General features: G+C 61.4%; 20 protein-coding genes and 1 tRNA gene. 14 read left to right on the top strand and 7 right to left on the bottom strand.

What is annotated here, in order from left to right:
* Positions 1-132 precede the first annotated feature (132 nt).
* The gene (gene hflX, locus HS101_04810; protein MBE7505591.1) at positions 133-1,455 is read right to left on the bottom strand and encodes a GTPase HflX; all 1,323 of its coding nucleotides are present in this window, start codon (positions 1,453-1,455) and stop codon (positions 133-135) included.
* Between the two features lie 389 nt (positions 1,456-1,844).
* Between hflX and HS101_04805 the strand changes: the two genes are divergently transcribed.
* A complete protein-coding gene (locus HS101_04805; protein MBE7505590.1) occupies positions 1,845-2,072 on the top strand; it encodes a hypothetical protein in 228 nt (75 codons plus the stop codon).
* Here the strand turns inward: HS101_04805 and HS101_04800 are convergent.
* A complete protein-coding gene (locus HS101_04800) occupies positions 2,058-2,867 on the bottom strand; it encodes a hypothetical protein (GenBank protein ID MBE7505589.1) in 810 nt (269 codons plus the stop codon). The two genes, HS101_04805 and HS101_04800, sit on opposite strands and share 15 nt — an antisense overlap.
* Positions 2,867-4,393 carry a leucyl aminopeptidase gene (locus HS101_04795; protein MBE7505588.1) on the bottom strand — a complete coding sequence of 509 codons (1,527 nt, stop codon included), beginning with the start codon at positions 4,391-4,393 and terminating at the stop codon, positions 2,867-2,869. Before HS101_04795 ends, HS101_04800 begins: the two co-directional genes overlap by 1 nt.
* Before the next feature lie 243 nt (positions 4,394-4,636).
* Here HS101_04795 and HS101_04790 point away from each other — a divergent pair, with 243 nt between their 5' ends.
* The 8 genes from HS101_04790 to HS101_04755 all read left to right on the top strand — a co-directional run bounded on the left by HS101_04790 (position 4,637) and on the right by HS101_04755 (position 12,487).
* Positions 4,637-5,233 carry a class IV adenylate cyclase gene (locus HS101_04790; protein ID MBE7505587.1) on the top strand — a complete coding sequence of 199 codons (597 nt, stop codon included), beginning with the start codon at positions 4,637-4,639 and terminating at the stop codon, positions 5,231-5,233.
* A gap of 77 nt (positions 5,234-5,310) precedes the next feature.
* Positions 5,311-5,384 (top strand) — tRNA-Arg (locus tag HS101_04785).
* 771 nt (positions 5,385-6,155) lie between these two features.
* Positions 6,156-6,794 carry a response regulator gene (locus HS101_04780; GenBank protein MBE7505586.1) on the top strand — a complete coding sequence of 213 codons (639 nt, stop codon included), beginning with the start codon at positions 6,156-6,158 and terminating at the stop codon, positions 6,792-6,794.
* Positions 6,795-6,901: 107 nt separating this feature from the next.
* On the top strand, positions 6,902-9,190 hold the full coding sequence (locus tag HS101_04775) for an HDOD domain-containing protein (protein MBE7505585.1): 2,289 nt from the start codon (positions 6,902-6,904) through the stop codon (positions 9,188-9,190).
* A 253-nt stretch (positions 9,191-9,443) separates the two neighbouring features.
* Positions 9,444-10,007 carry a hypothetical protein gene (locus HS101_04770; protein ID MBE7505584.1) on the top strand — a complete coding sequence of 188 codons (564 nt, stop codon included), beginning with the start codon at positions 9,444-9,446 and terminating at the stop codon, positions 10,005-10,007.
* Positions 10,008-10,052: 45 nt separating this feature from the next.
* Positions 10,053-11,894, top strand: a complete 1,842-nt coding sequence (gene lepA / locus HS101_04765; protein ID MBE7505583.1) for an elongation factor 4 — start codon at positions 10,053-10,055, stop codon at positions 11,892-11,894.
* A gap of 141 nt (positions 11,895-12,035) precedes the next feature.
* Complete coding sequence (locus tag HS101_04760; GenBank protein ID MBE7505582.1) at positions 12,036-12,248, top strand: 2-oxoisovalerate dehydrogenase; 213 nt, start codon at positions 12,036-12,038, stop codon at positions 12,246-12,248.
* Positions 12,245-12,487 (top strand): type II toxin-antitoxin system HicA family toxin, encoded by a 243-nt coding sequence (locus HS101_04755; GenBank protein ID MBE7505581.1) that lies wholly within the window; start codon positions 12,245-12,247, stop codon positions 12,485-12,487. Before HS101_04760 ends, HS101_04755 begins: the two co-directional genes overlap by 4 nt.
* 128 nt (positions 12,488-12,615) lie before the next feature.
* On the opposite strand, the gene HS101_04750 is transcribed toward HS101_04755, so the two are convergent.
* Positions 12,616-14,919 (bottom strand): hypothetical protein, encoded by a 2,304-nt coding sequence (locus tag HS101_04750; protein ID MBE7505580.1) that lies wholly within the window; start codon positions 14,917-14,919, stop codon positions 12,616-12,618.
* A gap of 186 nt (positions 14,920-15,105) precedes the next feature.
* On the opposite strand from HS101_04750, the gene HS101_04745 reads away from it, so the two are divergent.
* Both HS101_04745 and sdhA read left to right on the top strand, forming a co-directional pair.
* Positions 15,106-15,879, top strand: coding sequence for a succinate dehydrogenase (locus HS101_04745; GenBank protein ID MBE7505579.1), 774 nt, complete (start codon positions 15,106-15,108; stop codon positions 15,877-15,879).
* A gap of 53 nt (positions 15,880-15,932) precedes the next feature.
* Positions 15,933-17,897: a succinate dehydrogenase flavoprotein subunit gene (gene sdhA / locus HS101_04740; protein ID MBE7505578.1), complete on the top strand. Its 1,965-nt coding sequence runs from the start codon at positions 15,933-15,935 to the stop codon at positions 17,895-17,897.
* Between the two features lie 715 nt (positions 17,898-18,612).
* On the opposite strand, the gene HS101_04735 is transcribed toward sdhA, so the two are convergent.
* The 3 genes from HS101_04735 to HS101_04725 all read right to left on the bottom strand — a co-directional run bounded on the left by HS101_04735 (position 18,613) and on the right by HS101_04725 (position 23,102).
* A complete protein-coding gene (locus tag HS101_04735) occupies positions 18,613-19,365 on the bottom strand; it encodes a hypothetical protein (GenBank protein ID MBE7505577.1) in 753 nt (250 codons plus the stop codon).
* Positions 19,366-20,562: 1,197 nt separating this feature from the next.
* Positions 20,563-22,347: an adenylyltransferase/cytidyltransferase family protein gene (locus tag HS101_04730; protein MBE7505576.1), complete on the bottom strand. Its 1,785-nt coding sequence runs from the start codon at positions 22,345-22,347 to the stop codon at positions 20,563-20,565.
* Between the two features lie 17 nt (positions 22,348-22,364).
* Positions 22,365-23,102: a hypothetical protein gene (locus HS101_04725; GenBank protein MBE7505575.1), complete on the bottom strand. Its 738-nt coding sequence runs from the start codon at positions 23,100-23,102 to the stop codon at positions 22,365-22,367.
* Between the two features lie 183 nt (positions 23,103-23,285).
* On the opposite strand from HS101_04725, the gene HS101_04720 reads away from it, so the two are divergent.
* From HS101_04720 to HS101_04710, 3 genes are all read left to right on the top strand, one after another.
* Positions 23,286-24,257 (top strand): FHA domain-containing protein, encoded by a 972-nt coding sequence (locus HS101_04720; protein ID MBE7505574.1) that lies wholly within the window; start codon positions 23,286-23,288, stop codon positions 24,255-24,257.
* Between the two features lie 116 nt (positions 24,258-24,373).
* Complete coding sequence (locus tag HS101_04715) at positions 24,374-24,871, top strand: hypothetical protein (GenBank protein ID MBE7505573.1); 498 nt, start codon at positions 24,374-24,376, stop codon at positions 24,869-24,871.
* Positions 24,872-25,020: 149 nt separating this feature from the next.
* Positions 25,021-25,599, top strand: coding sequence for a hypothetical protein (locus HS101_04710; GenBank protein MBE7505572.1), 579 nt, complete (start codon positions 25,021-25,023; stop codon positions 25,597-25,599).

The following is a 25,599-nucleotide window of genomic DNA, read 5'->3' as shown; positions in this document are numbered from 1 at the left end:
GCAGTCTCTATTGACTGAAGGGGAGAGATGGCGGCGATCATTACTCGGCCCATACCGCCGCCCACTTGATCTTCTACTGATTAGCCCGGGAAGGTCGCGGCTGGGAACGTGGTTTGCAAGTTCGACGGGGCGCTATTCTGAGACGACCTGACCGCCCAATTGAACCACGCGGGGAAGCTCGGGAATAGGCAGGCGGCAGTCGAGCCTCAGGAGATCGCTGTCATACTCTCGTCCGAGAATGTGACCCTGCTTGCTGATGTAGGCGATCAGACGGCCGTTGGCAGCCTCGGTCTCAACGGTGACACGCACATATCGATGCCGCATCATGGTCAGAATCCGCTCGCCGAGGCGATCGAGACCGGCGCCCGTGTGGGCCGAAATCTCAACTGCCGATTCCAGCCTCAGCCGCAGAAGATGCAGGGCGGACTCCTCGCCGGCAAGATCGATCTTATTGAGCACGTTAATTCTGGGGATGTCCTGGCAACCCAGCTCGGTGAGGACCGACTCGACAGCCGCGATCTGACTCTCCGCATCGTGGCTGGCGGCGTCTACGACGTGCAGCAGCAGATCCGAGTGAATCGCCTCCTCCAGCGTCGCTCGAAACGATGCGACAAGCTTGTGCGGCAGATCGCGCACGAACCCCACCGTGTCAGACAATAGGGCAACCTGCCCGCCGCCCAGGTCCCACCGCCGCGTCTTGGTATCCAGCGTCGCGAAGAGCTTGTCGGCGACCACCGTTCGCGCATCGGTGAGCGCGTTCATCAGCGTGCTCTTGCCGGCATTGGTGTAGCCGACCAGACTCACGGTGAAGTAGTCGCCGCGCGATTTTACTTCGCGCACACGCCGCCGATCGATATGGGCGATCTGATCCCGAAGAAAGCTGACGCGCTTCTGCACGATCCGACGGTCGATTTCGATCTGTCGCTCGCCCGGTCCGCGCGTGCCGATGCCGCCGACCGCGCCGGCCGCCGTACCGCCGCCCGCTCCGGCGATGCGCTCCAGGTGGGTCCACATGCCCCGAAGTCGAGGAGCCGTGTATTCAAGCTGGGCAAGTTCGACCTGTAGTCGGGCCTGATGCGTGCGTGCCCGGCTCGCGAAAATATCGAGGATGAGTTCCGTCCGGTCAATCACGCGACGTTCACAGATTCTCTCGATCTCGCGGATCTGCGAGGGCGTCAGCTCATTGTCAAAGATGACAATGTCCGCGTCCTTTTCCTTGACGTATTCGGCGAGTTCGAGAACCTTGCCGCTCCCGATATAGGTGCCGGGACATGGACGCGATCTCTTCTGCAGCGTGCGCCCGACGACAACCGCCCCGGCCGCCTCAGACAGCGCGGCGAGCTCCGCGAGCGGATCGTACTTCGTGCCGCCTTCGTGTGGTCCGCGCGCGAGCAACCCCACAAGCACGGCTCGCTCTGCCTGTACGCCGGTCTCTATGCGTCTGTCTTGTTTCAAAGTTTGAATGGATTCCTGTGCAATCGTCCGTCCCCCGGTTCAGATGCGGGCGAACATGCTAAAAGTTATCTTACAGCAACAGGTGACGAAGGGTCAATTCGCACCTGAGAAATTCGCCGCCTGAGCGCGACCGGCGGACCAATGCGGGCCCCAGCCACGCCGAACCCGCCTGAACAAGGTCTTCATGGATTCCGTCGGGAAAAAGGACGATTCAATCCAACCTCGCTGTCTTGCAGCATGTTAAGAGTGTAGCAATGTTCAGCGTCGCCAGCACGAGAAAGTGGATTCCATGCCACTCTGCGGTATCTGAGGCGAGGCTGACCACTTCGCGATTGAGGCCCGGGCAGCGATCGACGTGCCACCGCTTCACGATGGCGGACGGCATATCGTTGCCCCGAAGTCGGCATCGGATCAATCGAGAGCTGATCGCCCGACAGAATGGCGGCACGAATCCCTCTAAGTTCACCATCCGAAGGATCACGGCGGACAACTACGTGACGTCCCGCGCCGGGCTGTTGCGGAGTGCCCCGTCGATCCCAAGAAACGTCGCCGAGGGAACGATGTCCAGCAACATCACGGCCAATACCATCCCGGCGGCGCGGCTACATCGCGAGTGACTCAGTGCGCAGCAGATACTGGCCGGACAATTCGCCGAGAAAAATGAAAATCATCGAGAGATAGAAGATGGCCGTCGCCGATTGGGTCGCCCGCCGATTGACACAGTCCCGAATCATCCAGGCGAAAACGCCCGTGACGACAAGCCCGCTCCCGAATCGCACGCTGATCATCAACCAGAACCACATGTACCCGCCGCGCGGAACAAACGCCCCGGCCCATAATGGATAGCTCGCCGCGACGATCCAGACGCCGCGTACCGCCAGGATTCCCAGATATAGTTGTGTCATCCGCTTGAGCGGGCTGATCGACATCCCCGTGTCGGTCAGATATCGGTGGCCAAGCAGCATCGCGGCCGTTGCCGTCCCAAGAAGGCCCGAACCCAGGACGATGGTCATCGCCGCCAAGGCCCGATTAAGGCCGCCGATCGACTCGCCTTCAGCCAGCACAACGTCCGGCCCGGTCGCCAGCAAAACCGCCCCCGCCATCGCGGCCGCGCCGAATAGGAATGTCCACAGCCGCTGCATCGCACGGACCGTCTCGCCCTGCGCAGCGTTGACGAAGAGCCAAATAACGCCGATGACGCACGCGGCGATCAGCGCCGCAATCGCCGGTTGTTGTCGGGCGGACCCTTCGACCCACGATTCGCGAACCACAAGCAGCAGCGAGATAAGCACAATCGCCAGCGATACAATCGCCATCAGGCGAAGGTAACGCCAGTCGACCTTCCGCATCTCGCTGACCCCCACCGCCAGCGCCGAGCCTGCCGCAAGCTGTGCCAAAAACGTCGGCAGCATTACTTTCCTCCGAGCAGATAGTCCACCAGCAACCGCACCCCGAACCCGGTCGCGCCGACCGGGCAGATCGGTGAAGGCTTCGACGAATTGGCAACTCCGGCGATGTCCAGATGAGCCCAGGGCGTCTTGTCGGTGACAAATTCCTTGAGAAACATCGCGGCGGTGATCGTGCCGGCGAGACGACCGCCGACGTTCTTCAAGTCCGCGTCGGTCCCCGCGATTTGTTCCCGATATACCGGCCACAGCGGAAGCCGCCAGAGTCTCTCGTTGGTTCGCTCGCCCGATGCAATCAGCGACTCGGCCAGCGCGTCATGCGTCGTCAGCAGTCCCGCGCAGGCATCCCCCAAGGCAACCGTGCACGCGCCGGTCAGCGTAGCAAGGTCGATCATCGCCGCAGGTGAAAACGTCTTCTCCGCATAGTGCAAACAATCCGCCAATACGAGTCGGCCCTCGGCGTCTGTATCGAGAACCTCGATCGTCTTGCCGTTCGATGCCCGAAGAATGTCGCTCGGTCGATAGGCCGTCCCGGAAATCATGTTCTCCGCCGCGCCGATCACACCGACGACATGCCGTGGAATCTTCAGTCGCGCAGCGGCGACAAGCGTCCCCAGCACCGTCATCCCGCCGCACTTGTCGTACTTCATCTCCACCATTGAGGCAGTCGGCTTGATCGAATACCCGCCGGTGTCATGCGTGACCGCCTTGCCGACAATTACGATCGGCTTGCCCTTCGCCCGCGACGGCCGGTGTTCCAGCACGATGATCCGCGGCGCCGATCGGGAGCCGCCGCCCACCGCAAGAATCGCCCCCATCTTTTTCGCCTTCATCTGCCGATCGTCGATCACCCGACATCGAAGTCCATGCTTCCGTGCAAGCGCCTGCGCTTCTCGCGCCAGCGTCACGGGATTGATCACGTTCGGAGGCTGGTGACTGATCGACCGGGTCAGATTCACGCACTCCGCCAGGCGTCGTGATGCCTCGGCCTTGTCGCGTATTGATCTGCTCACGGGCGACTTCGATACAAAGACAAGTCGCGTGACCGGCTTTCGCGCCTCATCCGGAAGTTGCGAGCGATGTTCCAGAAAGCGGAAGCTGCCCAGAACACAACCCTCGACCCACGTCGTAACTGCATCCGCCCCGGCGATCTCCTGCAGTGCGTCGAGCGCCACAACGACAGAATCCGCCCGATGACGAGAGGCCCATTCCATGGAAATGGCCGCTGCGTTTCTCACGTCGGCCGCCTTGATGGACTTTTCCTCACCAAGTCCGACCAGTGCCATCCGCCCAATGCGAGACTTCGACGGGAGAATCAAGTCATCGATGGCCCCTGCCTGCTTGGCGCCGTGGTGGCGAGCGGCGAGCAATTTAGCCTGCGATGACAATTCCGCAGGCAGGCTCAACTTCCGACCGAGGACGGCCTTCCCGTCCTTGATCGTAACTGGAACAAAAAGCACGCCCGCACGGATCGTGCCGCCAAGTCGCGCAAATTGAATGGATAATCCCTTCTGAGTCTTACGAACAGCCATACACGCTCCTCTCGGACCGTCGATGTTAGAAGCCTGCGGCCCGGGCCGCAACAAATCGCCGCCCGCGCCGTCCGTCAATGTTTCCTCGCCTCTCCAATGAAGATAGAATCACGGGACCTCCGCCGGAGACTCGCAGTGAGTCATCCAAGTGTTCAATAGCAGGGTGCGCCCCTGGTCTTCGAGGCTTGGATTTCGTCGGTCGCGCGAGGGGGTGGCTAATCGCCCCACAAAGGATTCGTCGCCATGGCTCAGGAGCTCGAATGCAAGATCGCCGTGCCTTCGCACGATCGGCTCGTCGAGCTGCTGCGCGCAGCCGGCGCCAATCGCATCGGTCGCGTGCGCGAGACGAATCGGCTGCTGGACACGCCCGATCGTGCGCTCGTTCATCGCGGTTGCGGACTCCGCGTCAGAACAATTGAAGTGCTCGACGGCACGGGACCGCCTTCCAGCCTGGCCTTCAAGGGACCGGTTCAGGAATCCGCCTTCAAGTGCCGCGAGGAAATCCAGATCGATCTGCCCGATCGCAACCCGGCTTCTCCCGAAAACGGGGCCAGGGCCGGCGAGGGAATGTTACGGCTCCTGCACGCAATCGGCTTTGCCGAGTGGCTGACGTTTGAGAAAAACCGCGAATCATGGCAGCTTGATGAATGCGCAATCGAACTCGATGAACTGCCGCTCCTCGGTCGCTTCGTCGAGGTGGAAGGCCCGGACGATCATGAGATTCGCAGGTGTCTCGAAGCATTGGGTCTGGATGCGGCAAGGTCCATCCAGACCAGCTATCCCGGACTCTTGGCCAAGCGCATGGGTGAGACCCAGCCCCCCTGGGTGGTGAAGTTCTGAAGCTCTCGGCAATGTGGAAATGGCGGCAAGCTTGAACTTGCCGGTCATCGCGGAAATACTGATAAGGCTAAGTAAGAGCGCCCGTAGCTCAGTTGGATAGAGCATCGGATTTCTAATCCGACGGTCGCAGGTTCGAGTCCTGCCGGGCGCGTTGAATTTGACTGAGTCAATTCGGTTTTCTCATCCATGCGACCATGAGAAGAACCAGTCGACCGCGTCCGCTTGGCGATCCCCCACAGCGCACTCGGAAGGCGCAACCTGAGGCGCGTGGATCAAGACGGGTACAGGCCGGATCGCAGCCGAGAAGGAGATTGACGGCAATCGGTTTCTACTGAACGAGTCCGGACCGACTGTTCGATCTCAGCTCATCATCTTTTTCTGATACATCTTGTAGCCGACGATGATCGCTACGAGGGCAGCCATGGAGACCCAGGTGTACCACGGGAGGAAGTCAGAAATGCCTTCCCCGAGAAGCAGTAATTGACCGGCCATTTCAAGCTCCTATCCTAGTCGCGGCAGGCGAACCCTTGCCGATTGCCGCATCATCCAGACGGATTGTCCTGTCCCGCGGCGAATATTCGCCGAGGAACACGCTGTACTCAAGTTGGAGTCTCATCCCCGGGCCAAAAACTGTCAAGCGAATCAGCCTTCATTGACTTCTGGCCGCGATTTCCCTCATCTACCGCGCCCTTGGCGTCACCGAGACAGCGAATTCTCCACGGGTGAGGTTCCGGTAACGCTTCTCATTTTGCCATTCTTAGCCAACTCGACTTCGTTGTCTTATGGGGCATGCAGCGAGATCCGTGGTAGGGCTCCGGGCATAATTCGACCAAATACTCCATTCGGACTGCTCCGTATGAAGTGGCAGGCTCGACTGCTCGATAACGAGGAGGCACTTGTTAATTTAGGGGGACTAGGTAACATGTACCCGCGAAAACCGTTGGACGAGCGACAGGCCGTGGCCGAAGCCCTGGCTGCCGAAGGACCGGAGTGGCGTGTGAAATCTGTTTTCACAACTGGCGAAGTCGCCGAGATCTGCAAGATCAGTCAGCAGACGGTCATCCGCTGCTTCGACAGCGGTCGTCTCAAAGGCTTTCGCGTACCCGGTTCGAAGTTTCGCCGAGTTCCCCGAGCCGAGCTGATTCGGTTCATGAAGACCAACGAGATCCCGATCGAGAACCTCGACTCGGGCAAGCGCCGTGTGCTCATTGTCGACGACGATCCCGCCATCGTGGACATGCTGGTGGACATCATCGGCCGCGACGGTCGTTTCGAGGTAAAGGCCGCCTCCAACGGCTTTGACGCCGGCGCTTTGACCAAGGAGTTTCGGCCCGACGTGGTTCTGCTCGACTTCATGCTCCCCGACATCAACGGCAACGTCGTCTGCCAGCGCATCAAGAGCGATCCCGAACTGGCCCATACAAAAATCATCATCGTATCCGGTGCCGTAGCGCCGGCGGAGATCGATACGCTCAAGGCGGCCGGAGCGGACGAGTTCATCCAGAAGCCGTTTGACATCGCCCGGCTCATCGAATCGATTGCCGATCTTGTCGCGGCGTAATTGTTATTTCTGAGGCGCCTTCGCCGACCGCCGCGGCAGGTCGAGTCCATAAACTCGTATCAGGCCGCAAGCGGACGAATCTGGGGGGGCCGGCGAGGATCGCCGCCATGACCGCCGCAAATACAACCGTCGCAAACCCCGAGCATGTCGAGCTACTGCTCTCCCGGCTCGACGAATTGCCGCCGCTCGCACCCGTAGCCACTCACATTCTCGCGCTGACCCAGGATGACAAGGGCAGCATCCGCCGCCTCACCGAACTCGTCTCCAGCGATCCATCTCTCGCGGCGCGCGTTCTATCGGCCTGCTCCAAGGCCGCCGTCGCCGCCAGGCCGGAATCGATGACCATCGACAAGGCCGTGGCGATGCTCGGTTTCGAGACAATTCGTCACCTGACCCTCGCCCAGAAAATCCTCGAAGTATTCTCCCTGCCGCAGGACCCCGCGGAAGTCGGCGGCCTCGATCGCGCCGAGTTCTGGCGTCATTGTCTCGCTGTGGCCTGCGCCTCTCGCCGCATCGCACAGGCCCTCGCCCCCGGCGTGAATCCCGAAGAGGCCTTTGTTCTTGGTCTCCTTCACGATCTGGGAAAGATCGCCCTGGACTGCGCCCTGCCGAAGAGCTTTGCGCGTGTCCTGAAGCGCTCAGAGGAAACGCGCGCCGAATTCACCGACGTCGAGAGAGCAGTTCTCGGCGTCGACCACACGGTCGTCGGACGCCGCCTCGCCGAGCGCTGGGGCCTGCCTCAGGCCATCATCGATGTCATCTGGCTGCACCATCATCCGCCCGAGGCCCTTCCCGAAGACCTTGCCGCCGCGCGCTACATCAAAGTCGTACAGCTTGCCGACGCCATGGCCCGAGAGCACAACATCGGCTTTTCCGGCAATCTCGGCTCCACCCTCGCCTCGCCCAAACTGTCGGCCCTGCTCGGTCTGACGGAAGCCGCTCGGGTCGGCATCATCGAATCCATTGCGGATGAACTTCAATCCCGCTCTACATGGATCGGACAGGACCAGTCCGGCGGCCGCGAGGTCTATCTCCGCGCACTGCTCAAGACCAGCGAACAGCTTACCTCGGTCAACACGCGACTGGCCGAGCAGAATCGTCGCCTTCAAAGAAGCGCACGCTACTTGGCCGCCATTGATGAACTCAATCGACAAGTGACGCCCGGACTCTCCTTGCGCCAGACCGCCGCAATAGGCGCCGGCGCCATGCAGGCGATTCTGGAACTTCGTAGCGCCGTTGTGTTCGTTCCATCGCCCTCCGGGTCCTGGCTGGAGCTCGGCATCTCCGATGGAACGACTCGTTTCCGATTGGAACAGTTCAACGAGCAGGTGGCCGACTTTCGAGTGGCCCTCAAGAACGCCGCCGAGCTAGCTCGCGGCGGAGCCTGGATACTTCCGCCGGATCGATCGCTGGATAGCCTGATCGATCGGTGCCGCCCGGACCTCGGCGCAGGCACCGTTTGGCTGCTTCCCATTCTCTCAAGAAACCAACCGATAGCGGGCGTTTTATTCGTTGCCCAGGCCGATTCCGTCACTTCGTTTCGCGACGAATCCGCCGAGATCGCCGCGATGGGCGCCGCCCTCGGCCTCGCAATCGCTCAGGCTCAGGCGCAATCCGCGGCCGCTTCCCTCGCCGAGCATCTCGCCGCCGCCAATCGAAGACTCGCCGCCATTCAACCTGACCTCCTTCGCGCTCGCTCCCTCGAATCCGTCGCCGCCATCGTCACCGGGGCCGCCCACGAACTGAACAATCCGCTTGCCGTCATCTCCGGTCGGGCACAGCTCCTCGCCACAGGGGTCGATAATGACGAGACCAAAAGGGACCTTGAAACCATCGCCGCCCAGGCCGGGTTGTGCAGCGAAATCCTGAAGGACCTGCTGTCCTTCACCCAACCGGCCATCGTCCGGCCCGAGTCCGTCGATATCGCGGCCCTCCTGAATTCAATCATTTCTGACATGGCGTCCGAGGGATTATTGGATGCCACTGCCATGTCCTTGGACCTGCCTCCCGCGTGCCCGGTTATCTGGTTTGATCCCGAGGCTTTGAGCGTAGTGTTCCGGGAACTGATCGATAATGCGCTCGAAGCGACGCAGCCCAAAGGGCGTCGTTTGTCGATCAAGGCCGCGACCGATCTGACCGAAGAAAACCTTGTTGTGACCTGTGCCGACAACGGCCGGGGAATGACACCCGATGTTCTGGCCCGTGCGATGGATCCTTTCTTTTCGCACCGGCCTGCGGGTCGCGGCAGAGGAGTCGGCCTCTCGCGCGTTCATCGCCTGCTCGAAGCGGGTGGTGGATCGATCCGCTTGGAGAGCCGCCCGGGCATCGGGACTGAGGCCCAGCTCCGCCTTCCGATTCGTCGGACACAAGTGTCCGATGCGTCGAACGCGGGCTGAATTGAGATCTGCTGATTGGGCGCGGGGGCCCAAAGCACAACCTTGGGGGGTTGTTCTCTTAGTGCGAAAAAATTATGCCGCCGGAATCCGGGCCGGGCGGGTCGTGTAGGCCTCTCTCCCTCCTCCCCTCGCTCTCACGGCTGAAGCGTCCCGCCGGCCTTTTTTGTTGATGCCTGAGGACTCCGAAAATCCTCGGCGAGTAAGTTCAGGGAAAGAAGCAAGGCAGCTGCCGGACAGGGTGAAGGAAGCCACCATGAAGCGGAAGGATATGCAGTTACTCATTGTTGCAGACGACTCGAAGACCATCGCCGTCCTGGCGGCCGAGATTGTCGCGCGCCTCGACGCAAACCTCACCATCGTGGACACAGTCCGCGAAGCCGCCGAGTTGATGAAGAGCGACGCCTTTGACATCGTGCTCGCGGCGCCGGTGCTTTCCGACGGTCCCTCAGCGGGACTTGTCTCCGAGTGCGCCACGCCCATGATGCTGCTGGACCGGATCTCCGAAGTCGGCCATCTCCTGGATTCATTCCGTGCCGGGTTTGTCGACGTTATTGATCCCAGCGCCGACGCCAAAGTCCTCACCGATCGGATTCGCCACTTCGTGGCCGACAGCCGACGCCGAAAGCGGACCGTTAGTCGAAACGTTCGCCTGCGCCGCGTTTCCAGTCGCCTCATTAAGGACCGGCGGGAACTTCGACAGCGAGTCGATCTGATCTGCCGCGACCTCGTTCAGGCGTACCAGCGCCTCGCCCATAAGGTCGTCAGCACCTCCGAGATCGGTCAGGCCGACTACCCGGACGACTCTGAGCAGTTCTAACCCCCAAGCGCTATCTAAAAAAAACGCATCTGCTAGAATCGTGCGGTGGAAATAAGCCGCATACGAAATTTCTCGATCATTGCCCATATTGACCACGGCAAGAGCACCCTTGCCGATCGTCTCCTCCTGCGCTGCGGGGCCATCACCGAACGCGAATTCCGCGAGCAGTTCCTCGATGACATGGACCTCGAACGCGAGATGGGCATCACGATCAAGGCCAACCGCGCCTGCCTGAACTACAAGTACCCCGGACCGCGCACAGTTGCCCCTGACGGCGTGACCAGCCCCTTGCCCGGCGACTACATCCTCAATCTCATCGACACGCCCGGCCATGTCGACTTCCATTACGAAGTCAGCCGCGCCCTCGCCGCCTGTGAAGGCGTCCTGCTCCTCGTCGATGCTACGCAGGGCATCGAGGCCCAGACCCTCGCCAATGCCTACAAGGCCATCGAAGCCGGTCTGGTCATCATTCCGGTCATCAACAAGATCGACCTGCCTTCTGCGCGTGCCGAGGACATCGCCCTGGAACTGGAACAGGTCCTCTCCATTCCCGCCGAAGACGCCATCTTCGCCTCGGCCAAAGTCGGCACCGGCGTCGAGGACATTCTCTACGCCGTAGTCGAGCGCATACCGTCGCCGACAGGCGATATTAACAAGCCCCTCAAGGCGCTCATCTACGACGCGAAGGTCGACGTCCATCGCGGCGTCGTCTGCCACATGCGCGTGCTCGACGGCGTCGTCCGCAAGGGCGACAAAGTGCGCCTCATGGCCGCCGGCCGCACCTATCAGGTTAGTGATGTGGGTGTCTTCGCGCCGAAGATCACCAGCAAGCCCGAACTCGACGCCGGTCGCGTCGGCTACATCTTCGCAGGCATCAAAACAATTCGCGACGTGAACATCGGCGACACCATCACCCACGAAAGCCGCCCGTGTGATGCCGCCCTTCAGGGCTATCGCCCGCCGCAGCAGATGGTCTTTTGCGACTTCTACCCCGGCCCCGGCACCACCAGCGCCGAGCTGCGCGAGGCGATGGAAACCCTCTGGCTCAACGATTCAAGCTTCAACTTCACGCCCGCGGCCAGCGCCGCCCTCGGCGTCGGCTTTCGATGCGGTTTCCTCGGCCTCCTCCACATGAAGATCATTCAGGAGCGACTTGAGCGCGAGAGCGAGGTCGATCTGGTCCAGACCGCGCCGACCGTCGGTTTTGAAGTCGTCTTCAAGGACGGCGCGGTGCGCATCATCGAGTCGCCCGCCGACCTGCCCGGCCCCGACCAGATCACCGAGATCCGCGAGCCCTACGTCCGCTGCGAGATCATCACCCCCTCGCGATACATCGGCGCCGTCATGCAGCTATCCGAGGAGCGGCGTGGCTCGCAAAAGCGCACCGAATACCTTTCGCCCGAGCGCGTCGTGCTGACTTACGAGTTCCCGCTGGCCGAGGTGATCTACGACTTCTTCGACCGGCTCAAGAGCGTCACCAGTGGATACGCCACCATGGACTACGAACTGATCGGCTTCCGCCCCGACGACCTCGTCAAGCTCAACATCCTCGTGAACGGCACACCGGTCGACGCCCTCAGCGTCATTGTCCACCGCAGTCGCGCCGAGATGCGCGGCCGCCGACTCATCATCCGGCTCAAAAAGGAGATTTCACGTCACCTTTTCGAAATCCCCATCCAGGCGGCCATCGGCGGCAAGATCATCGCCCGCGAGTCGATCAAGCCCGTCCGCAAGGATGTGACCGCCAAGTGCTACGGCGGCGACGTCAGCCGCAAGCGCAAGCTGCTGGAAAAGCAAAAGGAAGGCAAGAAGCGCATGAAGAGCGTCGGCAGCGTCAACATCCCGCAGTCCGCCTTCATGGCCGTGCTGGATTCGTCCGACGACTAGCGGCATCCACACCAGTTAGTCGTTGTCATCCGATGCCCTGCGGACCGAGTGTTTCGGACCAACACGGGATTCTATTGATCTTCGACCGATGCTCGCGATATGCTCATAGTGCGTAGTTCTTTCAGGAGTAGCGTCATGGAAATCGACGAGATTGTCTTCATTGTACAGGAAGAAGAGGAAGCCGGCGGTTACAGCGCGGTCTGCCACCGATACGGCGTGTTCACGCAGGGCGACAACCTCGACGATCTCCGCGCCAACGTAACCGAGGCTGTCGAGTGTCGTTTCGCCGATGAATCGGTCAAACCGCGACAGATACGCCTCCACTTTGTTCGCGACGAGGTCATCGCCGCGTGAAGTTGCCGCGCAACGTGTCTGGTAACGCTCTTGTCGCCGCCCTTGTCAGGTTCGGCTATCGACAAGTCCGGCAGCGGGGCAGCCATGTCCACCTCGTAACGGATCGGTACGGCGAGCACCACGTGGTTGTCCCTGAGCATCGGCCGATCAAGCCGGGCACGCTCGCTCAGGTTCTCAAGCAGGTTGCCGAACACCACAGCATGACGCGCGACGAACTGGTGGAACATCTCAAGCTCTGATCGCCCGCCGATTCGTATTTTTTCCATATCCCTCCAGCCGGTGCTGCATTCCTCCAACGATTTGTCATGGCCGACCCGAAGCGATCGCTCACTCGGGCATCCGCCCATCCCACTCGTAGATTCGGACTTCAGGGGATTCCCAAAATCAGATCAACAAACCCCGACAGATCATACGCATCGATCACGAAGCTATTCTGCGGCAACGCCACGTCTGCGCACGCCGCGTAGTACGGAGCTTCCGTCATCGCCTGTACGAACAACTGCACGTCTAGTCCGTCAACTGTTCCACTCGAATTGAGGTCCCCGGGTATCGCGCAGGGACACTTGGTCTCTCCGACCACCAGGTCGTCGATCGCCGCTTCAACAATCGATCCGCTGCCCAGGTCCGACGCAATAAATCGAAGTAGTACGGTACTCGTCGGAGCCACAAAATCCGCCACGCGAAACTCGTGCTGGAACCATCCACCGCCCGTGCCGACCCCCGTCGGGCCGACCGTCTCCACGTTGACCCAGCTTCCCCCGCCGTTGTTGGAGATGTCGACCGTGAATACGTCGGCATTCGGCGCGCTGCCCGCGCTGTTGGAATACCACCGCCAATAGCTGATGCTTGGATCGGCAGGCACACTGAGGTCCAGCGTCGGCGACTTCAACGTCGTCTTGCCTCCGTCCACGTCAAACGACCCCACGGATGAACCCGCGTTTCCGTCAGTGACCCAGCAGATCGTCCCTGCGCCGGGCGTGTGATCGTCCTCCGGTTGCGCCGCGGTTGCTTGCGGATTCATGCGGTTCCAGATGCCGGTCGTGGCGTTATCGCCGGTGTCCCCGACCGTCCAGCCGAGATTCGCCTCAATATCATCGGCGAAGTCGATTTCCGTTTCGATGGCCCGCGCAGAGTACGCACTATTCGGCGCGTCGCAGGGACTCTTCGCCAGATATCCTTCGCTCCCCGTCGCCGTGAAGTAATACTCAACAATCGCCCCACAAGGCGTCGGGGGAATGGTCGCCGTATAAAGCCCACCACCCACCGCCGCTAGCGGCGCCGTCGAAAACGGATCACTCGCGTCGAAACGATAGTGACACTGCCCCGACCCCGCCGCATAAATCTGCTGCGAATCAGTGATCCGCACATTCATGACGGTGTTTTGATCCGCTAGAATCGTTTCCGGCGGAGTCGATTCCAGTTCCAGCAGGATGCCGGACGAAGCCCAGCGCGACAGATGAAGGATCGCGGGCAGGTTCTCCTCGCAGTTGGGAATGATCTGATCCACCGGTAACAGAAAGCCGAACTCGCCCGTGTCGCGACACTCAATGCTGAATCCAAATCGCCCCGCACTGCCGTACACCCAGTCCGCCGAACCGCCGTTCGCCGGATAGATCGTCGACCAGATCGGCCCGGCGTCGTAGAAGCGGCCGTGTACGCCCTGAATGAGCGACTGCATCTTGCCGCCGATCAGATCGAACGTCGTCCGATCCGGCAACGGTGCAAGCACATTGTCATATCCATAAGGCCACAGGATAAGCTGCGAATAGCTGTGGTAGTCCATATACGCGCGGACATTGGGATGGGCCAGCACGAAGTCGCGCAGCACCTGTGTCTCCGGCTCACTGAACGCCGACGGTCCCCGATAAGTCTCCGAGCTGGTCGTCGGACTCGATCCGCCGTTGTCATATCCCCACTGGTATCCCCAGTTACGGTTCAGATCGACGCCGAATGTGCCGTTTCCGTTATCGCGCCGATTCTTCCGCCACAGTCGATTGCCCGCCGTCCACGTGTACTCATACCCGTCAGGGTTCACGCACGGCGCAAGATAGAAGTCGGTCTGATCCACCAGTGCCCGAGTGCACGAGTCTGTGTCGTAGTTACTCACCAGATAGTCGGCGAGGTAGAGAACCGTCGGCCCCGTGATCCACTCCCGGCAATGCTGCAATCCGTGATAGAACACGCCCGGCTTCGGCCCCGCGCCCGCGCCGGTGATATGCAGCACCCAGATCGGCCGGCCTTCCAGCGATGTGCCGATGCTCATGACCTCGCACAGGTCGGGCCGAGCCGTCGCCATGTCATTGATGAAAGTGACCATCTCCGACAATTGCATGTAGTTATCAAACGGCCCCGCGCCTCGGACCAGATGCGAGGCCTGCTCAGCCTGATATAGCGCATTCAAGTCATCAATCGACACCGTATAGGTCATTCCCAGGTTGTCGAGCACCTTGCATTCCTGAGCCGAGACGTGAACGTCGATCGGTCCGACGCCCATCTCGTGAGACCACACATCCAGGTCCATGTCGATCAACTGCTTGAGTTGCTCGTCACTCTGGACATCCACCCGAACAACCCGGTCGCCCGGCTTGATGGTCAGGTCTGCCGCGAAGAGCGATTCGGGAATCGATAAGCTCAGAAAGGCGACAAGTACGAGCGAAGTGACTTTGTGCACGGTGTCCCACTCCTTACGTGTTTTAAGTACGGGGCGGTCCGCCCCGCGATCTGACTCCATCATACATGAAACGCCGATCCCTTTCCCATGCCCAAGCGGGGTTGACGATCCGATGGGGGTGTCATACGCTTCGTCCATCCGTGGTGATCGCCCGGATTATCGACGCATTCAACAGGAATTCCTGCCTTGGCCACTCCTACTTCCGACGCACTAACCTTTGAGCAGAAGCATCATTTTCTGCTCCGAAAACTCCATTCTCTCAGCGGCATCGTCCCGATCGGCGCCTTCCTCATTGAGCACCTCCTGACCAACTCGCGGGCCTTCGACTGGTTTGGCCTTTTCAAAGGAGGTCGCGAAGTCTTCAACGAGGAAGTTCACTGGATCCACAATCTGCCGTATCTCCTTGCGTTGGAAATAGGTTTCATATTCCTGCCCCTCGCTTTCCACGCCCTTTACGGCATTCGCATCGCCATGACCGCCGAGTTCAACACCCGCTCCTATCCCTATATGGACAACCGCCGGTTCACGCTTCAACGCGTCACCGGCTACATCGCTTTTCTCTTTCTCATTGTCCATCTGCTCAAGTTCCGCTTCGCCCACTGGGTCGGCTGGGGGCCCGAGTTCATCGGCAGCGAGGACCCGTTCGAGGTCACGCGAAATGGCATGCAGGCCTGGCAACCTATTAAGGGCTTCATCGTTCCAGTGTGGGTGACGATGACCATGTACATCGTCGGACTCTGGGCCGCCTGTTTCCACTTCGGCAACGGCATTTGGAGTTTCTGCATTAGTTGGGGAATTACCGTCGGACAGAAGGCACAGGACCGCGTCCGTCTCGTCGGCATGGGTGTCGCGGCGCTCCTGTTCATCTGGGGTCTCGGCAGTTTGTACGCCCTGGGTACCGCCAAAGCCCCGGGCCAGGAAGAAAAGCAGGCCGCGGTGATCTCCGCCGAATCACACTGAGTTTGTCTGGTCTGCACACAGTACGTTCGATTCCTGACGAAGGTTAAGCACTCATGGCTAAGCAACGTGTCGCAATGATCGGTGGCGGGCTGGCCGGCCTCGCCGGCGCGATGAAGCTCGCAGAGGACGGCTTTGCCGTCGATCTCGTGAGCATGGTTCCCGTCAAGCGCTCGCACAGCGTCTGCGCACAGGGCGGCATCAACAGCGTCAACGACACCACCCGCGCCCAGGGCGACAGCGAGTGGAAGCACCTCGACGACACCGTCTATGGCGGCGACTTTCTGAATCACCAGCCCCCGGTCAAGGAGATGACCGATTGGGGTCCCAAGGTCATCGACCTCCTCGATCGTCTCGGCGTCCCCTTCAACCGCACCGGCGAAGGTCACCTCGACCGGCGGCGATTCGGCGGGACACTCTACAAGCGCACCGCATTCGCCGGAGCGACCACCGGCCAGCAGCTTCTCTACGCGCTCGACGAGCAGGTGCGCCGCTACGGGTCCGAGGGCCTCATCAAGAACTGGGAGTTCTACGAGTTTCTCGGTCTCGTCCTCGATGATGCCGGCGTCTGTCGCGGTTGCATCGTCCAGAACATGTTCACCATGGACATCGTCGCCCTCCGCGCCGATGCCGTCGTCATGGCCACCGGCGGCTGCGGGCTGATCTACGGCAAGAGCACCATGTCGATGATCTGCACCGGCGGGGCGAACAGCCGCGTCTTTCAGGAAGGCGTCAAATACGCCAACGGCGAATTCATCCAGGTCCACCCCACCGCCGTGCCCGGCGCGGACAAGCTTCGCCTGATGAGCGAGAGCGCCCGCGGTGAGGGCGGCCGCGTCTGGGTTCCGCGCACGCCGCAGGACAGGCGCGATCCCCGTTCAATTCCCGAGGCCGAGCGCTATTACTTCCTCGAAGAGCGCTATCCGACATACGGCAACCTCGTCCCGCGCGACATCGCCACCCGGGAAATCTTCCACGTCTGCGCCAACGAGGGCCTCAGCGTCGAGAAGAACGACTTCTGCGTCTATCTCGACCTGACCCATCTGCCGGGCACGACGCATCACAAGCTCGAGGGCATTCTCGCCATCTACGAGAAATTCGCCGGCGCGGACCCTCGCGTCACGCCGATGAAAATCTTCCCCGCCGTCCACTATTCAATGGGCGGCCTGTGGGTCGATTTCGCGAAAGACGCCAAGAGCGGCGGCCTGATCCTGGGCGACCCGCGCAATCAGCAGACCAATGTTCCCGGCGTCTTCGCCATCGGCGAGGCCGACTATCAGTACCACGGGGCCAATCGCCTCGGCGCCAATTCGCTGCTCTCGTGCATCTTCGCGGGGCTCATCACGGCTCCGTCGATCACCAGCTACTTCAAGTCGGTCAAGTCGACCGCCGCCGATCAGCCCGCCTCGCTTTTCGATGCCGCCGTGCGCAAGCACAAGGATCGCTTCGACGCCCTCGTCGCCCGCACCGGCAATGAGAACGCCTACAAGCTGCACGAAGAGCTCGGCCGCACCATGACGCAGAACGTCACCGTCGTCCGGCACAACGACAAGATCAAAGAGACCCTCGCCCGCATCGACGAGCTTTCGGCCCGCTACCAGAAGGCCCCGCTCGCCGACACCGGCATGTGGACCAATCAGAATCTCTCCTTTACCCGGGCCCTCGGCGACATGCTGATCCTGGCAAAGGTGATCGCCCAAGGGGCGCTGCAGCGCGACGAGTGCCGCGGGGCCCACTACAAGCCCGACTTCGAGATCGCCGGCCTCGATCCCGACGCCGGAAACCTCGCCGACCAGGCCCGCAAGTGGTGCGAGATCTTCAAGACGCGCAACGACAAGTGGCTCAAGACGACCGTCGCCGAGCATGGCAAGGACGGCCCCAAGCTCTCCTACGAGGCCGTGGACACGTCTCTCGTTCATCCCCGGCCTCGCACATACGGGCTCAAGGGGGCCGAGGAAATCGAGCGCATCTGGAAGACCGAATTCTCCGGCAAGCCCGCCAAAGAACCCGCCGCCGTGTAGACGGCCAAAGTGACATACGGTGACACAGCGATTTGCAGCCGACGGCAACTCGCGTAGCGGGCGCGTGTTGGAATTGCGGGTGGAAACGTCAAAACGGCAACAATTCAAAAAGTCAAAACTTTGAGCAGCGGCGAGTCTGCGAGTTTTCATTCGAGAGCGATCCTGAATCGTGCGTCCGGCAGGGCGCGGGATGCGAGTTAGTCGTGCAGAATCGAAGGTGACAATAGGCGAAAAAAGTTTTGGCGGACGCTGGCAAGTCTTGTGGCGGTCATGTGTTGGGGCGCATCGCATTTTGGGTGGTTTTTGGTGAAAAAGCCCTGAGGCTTGCGGCCTGGGGTTTGAGGTTTGGAAAGCCGGCATCGGTGACATCGCGCGCTACCTCGCGGGGCAATGGTTGGATTGATCTCCATGTATCCAATCTTGCTCCGCGTGCGCGCGGTTTTGACATGCGTTACTCACGGCCGGGCTTCAGCCGGCCGGTGTTTGCCGCCGGTTTCAACCGGGGGTGGACGGGCCAGTCTTATTGTTTTGCTTCCTGTCTCACTTCAGCCGGGCTTTAGCCGGACTTGTTTCGGCGTGCGCTCGCGACTGGGCGCATCGGGCAATCCCAAGCCCGGCTGAAGCCGGCTGAAAGACAGGAATAGGAGAATGGGTGTGTTGGGGTCCGCTCCCACCAGCTCAAGCTGGTGGCAAACGCCGATCGGCTAAAGCCGACCTAATGCAGGCCGCACCGTCGGGAACCGACCGATCGCCGGCGGCGGGAGCGCTTGGCGAGGATGGGTAGCGCGAGCAGCAACGCGGAGGCGGGCTCTGGGATGGGCGTGATGGTGAAGTGAAACTCCCCAGAGCCTTCGCCGAAGGTTCCGGGCGGCGTGGGGTCGAAGTGAAAGACCTGTGCCCGATAGATAAGCAGGTATTCGCGGCCCGCGGTGAGATTAGTGCTTGCTGATAAATTGAATGCGCCGAAGGGAGGGTCCAGTCCAACATTACCGCCCTGACCGACAAAGGTGACAAGTTCCTCCTGCGTTTCGTAGTCGTAAACGCCGGCTCCGAACGTGGTGGCGCCGATCACCGAGCCCGGCCAGGCGTACTGCCAGTTGCCGGAGAACGTGACGAGGGAGTCGACGGACGGGGTAAGGTAGATGCGGCCGGAGGTCCCGGTCTGTCCATCGAGCTGCGCCAGGTGATGCGACGTGGTGATGTCGAAATGGGCATCGTCCAGGAGCCAGCCGATGTCGTAGGAGGCAGTTGAATAGGAACCAGCGGGAAGCGATGCGGTGTGGGACGCACTGAATGGAGTTTGGGCATCCTTAAAATAAGAAGCATCCGACTCGCTGGCGGGAGGCGTGAAGTCATTGACAAGCGTCAGGAGACTCCATGAGTCCACAACGAGGTCCGCCTTAACTCGCGCGGAGGCTGCCGATGCCAGGATGGCGGCAGTGGTCAGGATTGTCGGCAGGTGATTCATGCTGTGCGGCCCCCGGGGCGGATGGCTTGCGGCCCGCCATTGATTGTACCGGCAGCGAGATGGGAATTCACCGGGGGGCGTAGAGAATGTGCTGCGGTGCCTCGATTTTCGGACATCCATCGATGCTAGGACCTCGCCCGGTAGGGCGTGCGATGGTAAGCCCCAACGGGGCGCTGGGGTGTAGCCACGGGTGGAGCATCACTGAGGCGCCAGCCGAATGATGCGGAACCCGTGGAAAGATTCGGCGAGGATGAGGAGCCCCGGAGGGGCGTTGGAGATCTTTTTTACCAGAGGGTGTGTATGATTGATGCGTTGTGCACGGCCGAAGACTTCCTCCGCCCCAGCCGGGGCGGGTCGCGCTGCGCGATCTGGTCCACGGGTTGCGCTCGGCGGCATGCGCCGCCTTCGCTTCACCCGTGGCTACATTCCAGCGCCCCCTTCGGGGGCTGAACTCGACATTCAACGAGACTTAACTGCAAAAGCGCATTCAGGCGCGGAGTGCGGATTGAAGGAGCATCAGGATCAGATGCCGCAGGCGCGCACATGGAGCAAGAGTCTCCTATGCGATGTCATCCACTTTTCCACTCCAATACTGGGCTACGCTCCGAGCGGCGCGGCGCATGGCCAGAGCCCATCCGCGCCGCCGAGTGTCGCTGCCCTTGCATCATGCTTGGCCACTTTGTGTCACCTTCTCATCGCGTTTTTCAAGGACTTACAAACGAACTTTCCCGAGATTTTCCGTGCCTGTTCGGGCATACACCGGTCTTGTTTCACTTTCCCGCATTGCCGCCTCTCTTCACCGTTTTTCACCCCAAACGCGAACCGCCCCAACGCATGACCGCCACAAGAGTTGCAAACGAAAAAAATCGCGTGTGTCACTATATGTCACCTTCGATTCTGCGAGACTTGCGCGCGATTCGCGCGATTGTATTCACCCTCGACACCTTGACCCCTCGATCCCTTGGCCCCTTTTTTCGCCTATTGTCACCTTGGTTTTGGACGCGTTTTGTGCGCGAATGGGAGCGACTGGTGGATGGAGAACCGCCCGGACTGAAGTCCGGGGCTCATCGAAATGCGGGGCTTATCTGTGGGAGTTCGATGATCGAGTTTGGAATGTTGACGCGAACTACGACGTCGCCACCCACAAGGGGTGGCGCTACAGTGGGGGAGCAAAAACGGTGGCCATTTGGGGTGGCGCTACGGAAGAGGGGCGGGTTCTTGGGTCGTCGCTGGGTTGATTCGCTTCGCTCCGTGGGCACGGCCACTTTGCTTCGCTTCTTGGGCTACCCGGCGATTCGCGCTGGGGGCCGCGCGGTGATCGTCTTCACGCGGCGTGCCGCTCCTGGCGTCGCTCGCGGCGGGGTCCGCCAGTTCGGGGCGGCGGCGGAGCCAGTTCTCAAGTTGATCGAGCGAAACCTCGAGCGGGCCTTGTCGGACAACCTGAAGGGCCGCGACGGCCTGGGCGAGGTAGGCCGACTGCATGAGCGTTGCACCGCCGGCGCGAGCCAGGGCCGCGACCGCGAGCTGGCACTCGGCCGCGCCGAGGCGATCGACGACGTGCGACGCGAACGAGGGGAAATGCTCGCTGAGCAGACGGTCGATCCACGCAGGATCGGTGCGGTCGTGGGTCGGCCGGTCAAAGGTGACGAGGCCGCGCTTGCCGAGGGTGACGATCAGCCCGGCGGCGCTGGTAGCGGCCATGAGGTCGTAGGCGGAGGATGAGAGCCCCCCGGCATAGTCGGCGGTGGCGGACCGCAGGCGGCGCTCGGAAACGTGGAGCAGGTCCGCGTTGGTCATGTGGAGCAGACTGCCGTTGGGCTCGGCGGCCATGCCGGCGAGGATCGGAGCGCGTTCGCGAAGCTGGACGCCAAGCTGCTCCAGCAGGCCGGAGGAGAAGAGGCCGTAGCCGGCGTTGTAGTAGAGGGCGAGGTCGATGGGCCCGGCGGCGGTGAGTGCGAGGTCGATGACGCGCCGCTGCCCGGCGGAGTCGAGGGGCCGCGGGGCGCCGCGATCGAGCTTGAGCATCTTCTGGTCGTCAACGAGGAAACGGGTGCGTCGCGGCAATTCGTCGCGCCGGGCCGCCGCCAGAATCGTGACGCCGCGATCTTCGAGTTGTTTGACGGCGCGGGTGGATGACTCGTCTCGGCCGAGGACGGTAATGAGGACGGGCGATGCGCCGAGGGCGGCGCACTGTGCGGCGAGGATCGCGGCGGCGCCGAGGTGCTCGCGGCGGTCGAGTTCGGTGAGCGACATCATCGGCGATTCACCGGCGAGGCCCTTTGCGTCGCAGAGGACGTACTCCTCGATAGCGAGGTCGCCGAGGATGACAACGCGCTTGCCGCGCATTGCTTCGAGCGTTGTCACGAGTTGGACGGACGAGATGTGATGCCGTCGGCACATGTGCCCCAGCCGGGCATCAGCCAGTTCGTCACGGTCGCCGGCGCTGCGCTCCATGCCTTCGCCGAGCCGGGTGGAACTGAAGACGACCTGCCCGCTGGAGAAGAGGACGCGGCCGCCGTAGGACTCGACGACTTTCTTCTCGTCGAGGAATCGCGGGTCGCGGCTGACGGCGTATTCTTCGCCCTTGACGTAGATGTCGGGCTTGACGGTCGCGAGGAGCTTGGACGCGGTGGGATTGGGATCGATGACGACGTAGTCGACGATTTCGAGGGCGGCGAGGTTTTCGGCGCGGAGTTCCTGGGGGATGTAGGGCCGGACGCTGCCCTTGTCGATGGCGGCGTCACCGGTGATGGAGACGATCAGGACGCTCCCCTGACTCTTGGCGAACTGGAGATAGCGAATATGGCCGGGATGGACAATGTCGAAGCATCCGTGGCACTGGACGAAGATGGGCGCGCCCGGTCGATCGGCGGGGCTCATCCTGGCTGCGTCGATGGCGGCTTTGAGAAAGTCGATGGAGACGATCTTGCGTCTGAAGTCTGTGGTCGGCGGCGGCGAGCTGGAAGGTGAGTCGTGATTCATGTGGGTACCGTCGCGGCTTAGTCGGTCTTGAGGATGACTTTCGCGGATGAGACAGCGGCGCGGAGGATCAGCGAGCCCATGAGCATGAGGAGCAGCCAGCCGAGGGCGAGCGCGAGCAGCGGCCATGCGCCCTGAATGAGGTTGGGCAGCTCGGTGAGCACGGTTCCGGCGAGACCGGCGGCGACGCCGATGACGACGATGGCGCCGAAGTGTCCGCGGACATTTCCGGGGGAGGGGGCGAGTCGGACGGTGAAGCAGATCATCAAGTAGGTGAAGAGCAGGAGCTTCCACGGCTGGAGGTCGGCGTTACGCAGGGCATCGAGCGTGCCTTGCGAGAGGGTGAGCAGGGCGCGGAGTTGATCCCAGAATGCGGCGAGGGTGAGTGGCGGCACGGTGGAGACGGTGGAGGCGGGAACTTTTTCGACGACGGCGTATCCGAGCCGAACGCCGACGAAATAGAGGACGCACGTGATCATCGTCATGGGTACGAGGGCCACGACCATGGGACCGATGACGGGCATCTTCGGGGCCCAGTCGGCTGCGGGGCCGGGCTCACCATTTTCGGGTGGGGCTTTGACGACTTTTGCACCGGTGATGAGGAGGGCGAGGACTCTGCCGATCTGGGCGAGGATCGCGGCGGGCCAGAGGAAGACGCGAATGGTCTGCGGCTTGGCGAGGCCCTTCCAAATCCTGTCGACGCCCCAGGCGAGGAGGATGATGACGAGGACCCAAAGCGATGCAGAGACGTAGATCATCTTTGTACAGGCGCAAGTATTGCGCTGCGCGGACCTTCCGCGCAGTGTCTTCCATTGTGACATCGGCTAAGAGACGGTGGGCCTTTGGGATTTCGGACTCGACCGGGGCGCTAATCGACTTGCCTATCGGTGTGTTGAACACGAGAATGGGGGCACCGGAGCGAGTTAGGAGGAGCTTTTGGGATGGCGCTCGTCGTTTGCTGCCCTTGTGGCAATCCGCTTGATTGTGACCAGCTCGACCTTGTTGTGACGGTCAATTGCCCGCTTTGCAAGAAGGAGTTAACGCTGGAGCTGGAAGATTCCGCGGGCCGATCGAGCCGGGCGGTTCTGACGGTGATGGAGGGGCCGTTCTGGGTGGGCGAGCAGTTTATCATGCCGGTCGGGCACGAATTGCGCATCGGCAAGGCGATCGGAAACTGGCTGGCATTGGATGCCGAGGGGCTTTCGCAGATTCACTGCCGGCTGAATTTGGGGGAAAACGGCACGGTTATTCTGGAAGACGCCAAGAGCGAATCGGGCACGTGGATCAATAAGCAGCGGATCGAGCGGGGGAAGCTGGGGACGAAGCAGTCGTTTCGGGCGGGCGAATTTCGATTTCGGCTGGACATCCAATCTTCTGACGGAACGACGGTGGTGGCGGCGCCCGGCGCGGCGATGCCGCTGGACGAGTCGGCGTTTCTGCCGGTCATGCGCGAGGTGAAGGACCGGCGGAATCCGCTACGGTGGTTCAGCATCAACCGGTTCATGATTGCCCGATCGTTCATGACGGCGTTCGCGATCTTGATGGGTTTGTTTCACCTTTTTGAGATACATCGGACTTCGGATTCATCGCGACCGTGGCTGGTGGGAATCGCGTATGGCGTGGGCATCGCGGGCATCTTTCTCCTGTCGGGCCGTCGCGTGGCGCTGGCGCACAAGCACCTGAAATATGGATCGCTTGCGGTGCTGGTGCTGTTTGCGATTCTCGATCTGGCGTGGTCGATGCCTGTGCCGGCGATCGCGGGTTTCGCGATGGCGGCGTGCGTGACGGTGTTGATATTGCGGATTCCCGGCGGGGCACTGGCGCTGATCGGGACGACGGTTGGAGTGTGCTCGGTCACGATTCTGGTGACGGGGCTGGCAATGACTGCGGGCAGTTCATTCTCAACGCCGTGAATCGGCGGTTGTATCTCACGCGACGAATCTTCTAGAATGGGGGCTGCTTCGCTAAGCGTCTGATTCCGGATGCGCACAAGTCGACGCGCGTACCGCGCGGGAGGGAGCAACATCGCATGAGTGAGACAGCAGCCAAGGCTTGCGAGGGATGCGGGGCGGCCATCACCGCGGACCAGATTGTTAATCGACAGGCGGGGCTTGTTCACGGGGTGCTGCTTTGCCCGGGGTGCGTGGACAAGAAGCGCAAGGAGGCGATAGAGGCGCAGCGCGCCGCGGCGGCCGCGGAAGAGAATCTGACGCTGGAGGGAGACGACCACCCGGGTGAGCAACAACCTTCGTCAAAAATCCGCAGCTTCGCGGAAGGCAGCACGCTGGCGGGGGTTCATCATGACGCAAAACTGAAGCGTGGTGTCTCCGGGCCGACGGAGGCGGCGACGCGTATCCGAACTTTTCACAGCAAGCTGACTCCGGCGGCATTGGCGCACATGGACGACCAGATCAACGAGTGGATTGACTCGCATCCGGAGATTTACATCAAGACGGTGAACACGACGGTCGGTCCGTTTGAGGCGAAACACGTCGAGCAGCATCTGATTGTGACGATTTTCTATTGATCGGGACAGCGATAGGGGCGGTCGGGACTGGAAGCCCGGGGGCCTGCACCAGAAGGCTGTTTTACGCATACGGCCGGGAGAAACGTGGCCGCGTTGCGAGTGGGTGAGCGGCGGATATAATCCCGGCCGGTCCAGCGATGCGGCTTTTCATGACGATCCAAACCCGATCAACATCCGGCGACAACGACACGACTTTGCGAAGGGGATGGCGCGCGGCGGGCGCGTTCGGCGTGTTGGCGACCTTGGTCCAATTGACCGGTTGCGGTTATTCGACCGATCGGACGGCGGTGGTTCGGACGCAGAATTCGCGGAACGACCGGATTCGAACGGTGGCGCTGGATATCTTCGAGTCGAAGGAATTTCGGCGGGGATTGGAATTGCAGTTGACCGAGGCGCTGGCCAAACGGATCGAGTCGGAGACGCCGTTCAAGCTGGCGAAGAAGGATCTGGCGGACACGATCTTGACCGGGGAGATTCGGGAAGTCCGGCAATCCACGATCGGGCGGGATTTTCGGACGGTTCGGCCCCGGGAGACGACTTCGACCGTGGTTTTGAGCTTTCAATGGAAGGATCTTCGCACCAACGAGGTACTGGTAGATCGCCCAAACTATGTCCAGACCGTGGATTACATTCCGCCCCTGGGGGAAGATTTTTATCACGCGAGCCAGCGGGCCATGGATCGGGTCAGCGAGCGGATGATCGAAGAACTGTGGACCACGGATTGGTGA

Source organism: Planctomycetia bacterium, assembly GCA_015075745.1.
Lineage (GTDB): Bacteria > Planctomycetota > Phycisphaerae > UBA1845 > UTPLA1 > UTPLA1.
Note: the sequence above shows the minus strand (reverse complement) of the source record. Positions and strands in the feature narration are given on the sequence as shown.